At 41.4% G+C, this 2,571-nt stretch carries 3 protein-coding genes; all 3 read right to left on the bottom strand.

Annotated features, from left to right (window positions below):
- Positions 1–372: iron chelate uptake ABC transporter family permease subunit (locus Q0296_RS10245; RefSeq protein WP_298040267.1), on the bottom strand; the 372-nt coding region annotated here is incomplete at its 3' end.
- Positions 365–1,216 (bottom strand): methyltransferase domain-containing protein, encoded by an 852-nt coding sequence (locus tag Q0296_RS10240; RefSeq protein WP_298040265.1) that lies wholly within the window; start codon positions 1,214–1,216, stop codon positions 365–367. The genes Q0296_RS10240 and Q0296_RS10245, both read right to left, overlap by 8 nt.
- Positions 1,217–1,226: 10 nt before the next feature.
- Positions 1,227–2,571, bottom strand: a 1,345-nt coding sequence (locus Q0296_RS10235; protein WP_298040264.1) for a TonB-dependent siderophore receptor, incomplete at its 5' end; no start/stop codon positions are given.

Below are 2,571 nucleotides of genomic sequence, written 5' to 3'. Positions count from 1 at the left end.
GCCAAAAGACATTAGTGAGACGTAAAGCACGGGCAAGGAAAGGATGATAGCGATGCTAGCTCCGACCGCTGCGCCGCTAGATACGCCCAGAATATCGGGGGAGACTAAGGGATTTTTAAAAAGCCCTTGATACACGGCGCCGGCTGCGGAAAGGGCGGCTCCCACCAGCACCGCAAAGGCGATGCGAGGAAGTCTGATTTGCGTTATTACGGCGTGAGCTTGCTCGTTTGACGGCGGCGAGCCAAATAGCAAAGATTTTAAGCTAGCAAAAATTTCGGCCACACCCAGACCGTATCTGCCAAGAGTCAGAGAAGCAAAGGCGCAAACTATCAGCACAATCGTTAAAACGGCAAAAAAGGCTTTGTTATTCAAATTTTACCTCGCTTACGTCGTACCACATAGCGTAGCTTTTCGTCGTTCGGTAAAATTTAACCCCGCTACCATCTTTTACTAGCCATTTATCCACGTTTTTTCTATAAATTTTCTCTTTTTCTTTTGGGATTTCTCCGACTAATTTTAAAAATTCGTAAGCTTCGTCTTTACTCGTAAAACTTTTTTCATAAACGGTATCAAAGATACGTACGTTTACGTTTGCGCCCAGATCATAAAGCATATTAAAAGTGACGTTATAGCCAAACATTCTAGGATTTTCGTTTATAAAAGGAGGACGCTTAGATGCTCTTTCGTCGATGCCCGCAAGCAAATCCATCCAAATTTCTCTAAGGCTTGGATAGTCTTCTAAAAAGCTAGTTATGCATACGTATTTTTTAGCTACGTCGTTTAGCCTTTTTATATCGCCAAGACCAACTGAGCGAGAGGCGACGACGACGTCGTGCTTGCCGATTATTTCTAACGCGTCTTCGTCTAGCCAGCTTTTTTGCATAAATTTTATATTTTTTACGCCAGCGTTTTTGGCATTTTGCTTACAAAATTTAAGCATCTCTCCAAACGCATCAAGCGCGGTTAGGTTTTTAGCCCGTCTAGCCATAGGTATGCTAAGGCGTCCCGGTCCGCAGCCCACGTCTAGCACGCTATCTTCGGACGTTATCGGTAGAGCGTCTGCTAAAATTTGCGCACTACGCTTTTCAAGCTCAGCCATGCCGTTATACATCACAGCTACTTTATCCCAATCAACCGCGCTTCCGCCGGCTCCGTCTCTAGTCATAGGCGCAAATTTAAGTTCTCTAATCGCCTGCCAGTTTAGTAGTCCTTGCATGGTTGCTCACTTAAAATTTGACTTGAGCTGAAAGCATAAAGGTTCTGCTTTGTCCCAAGAAAAGCGAAGTTCCTCTAGCTGCGATCGCTCCATCTACGTCAGAAGGGAACATTCCTGCCCAATATTTTTTATCAAAGAGATTGTTTATGTTAAATCTTATAGTTGTCTCTTTGCCGAGCCAATTTTTAGTAGTATATCTAGCTCCAATATCAGTAGTAAAATAGTTATCTACACTATGAGCATTGGCATTATCAATATATCTTTTGCCTGTATAGTGGAAATTCGTTGTAAATGCAAGTTTGTTTGTGTTTGGCACAGCATAATCAAACAAGACATTTGCTTGAAATTTTGGCTCACCGATAACCGTTTTGCCTTCAGATACGCCGTCTTTGGCATTTTTTATCTTAGCATCAAGAAGTGTAAAACCGCCATAAACACTTAAAGTATCAACAAGCTTTCCTCCAGTAGTTAGCTCAAAGCCGCGGTTTCTTTGCGTGCCTTGTATTTTATACTCAGCTTTTGCTCCGTTGCCAATTAGATATGCTACTGGACGCTTAATCTCAAATACCGCAGCAGAAAGGTCAATCTCGCCTATTCTAGCTTTGGCACCTATTTCATATTGTTTGCTTCTCATAGGCTCTACTGTTAAAGTTTCACCCCTTCTAGGACCGTTTGAAAATGTATATGTTGTTCCTTCATTTGAGATACTATCTGCATAGGTAGTGTAAAGGCTTATATTTTCAACTGGCTTATAAACAAGGCTTACACCATAGTTAAAGCCACTTTTATCATAATTTTTCTCCTTAGAAGGATCTAGGTTGTAGCTCGTAAACCAGCTCCTTGAGACCGATAAGATCGTGCTAAAGTGGTCATTAAATTTAATATCATCAACGATAGATATGTTTTTCATATCGCTACTACTTCTTTTATATGTGCCACTGCCCTTTTTTACGTGAGGGTCGTTAAAGACTCTTGGATTATATAAATTTGATATGCCAAGATTTGCTCTGCCGCCACTATTTCGAGCACTATAAATAGTCCAACGATAGCCGTTTGTGGCAACAGCTAAGTTGTGTTTTAAAAATCCAGTTTGAAAATTTGTATTTCCCTTTAAAAACCAACTATCTACATCAAATCTACCAGATGCTCCGTTACCACCACTTTTAACAACCCTATAATCACCATTTTCATTTAAAAACGTCCCGCTTGTGCCGTACATATCACGGATCGCTTTTTGCCATTGGTAGCCACCTTCAAAGTACCAGTTCTCACTCGGAGCGTATTTTAGCTTCACGCTAGCCGTCGTAGTTTTTAGATGGTTGCCACCAAAAGTTTGTTCGAGCCCTTTTTTAGTG

It is taken from the genome of uncultured Campylobacter sp. (assembly GCF_937890585.1).
Taxonomy (GTDB): Bacteria; Campylobacterota; Campylobacteria; order Campylobacterales; family Campylobacteraceae; genus Campylobacter_A.
Note: the sequence above shows the minus strand (reverse complement) of the source record. Positions and strands in the feature narration are given on the sequence as shown.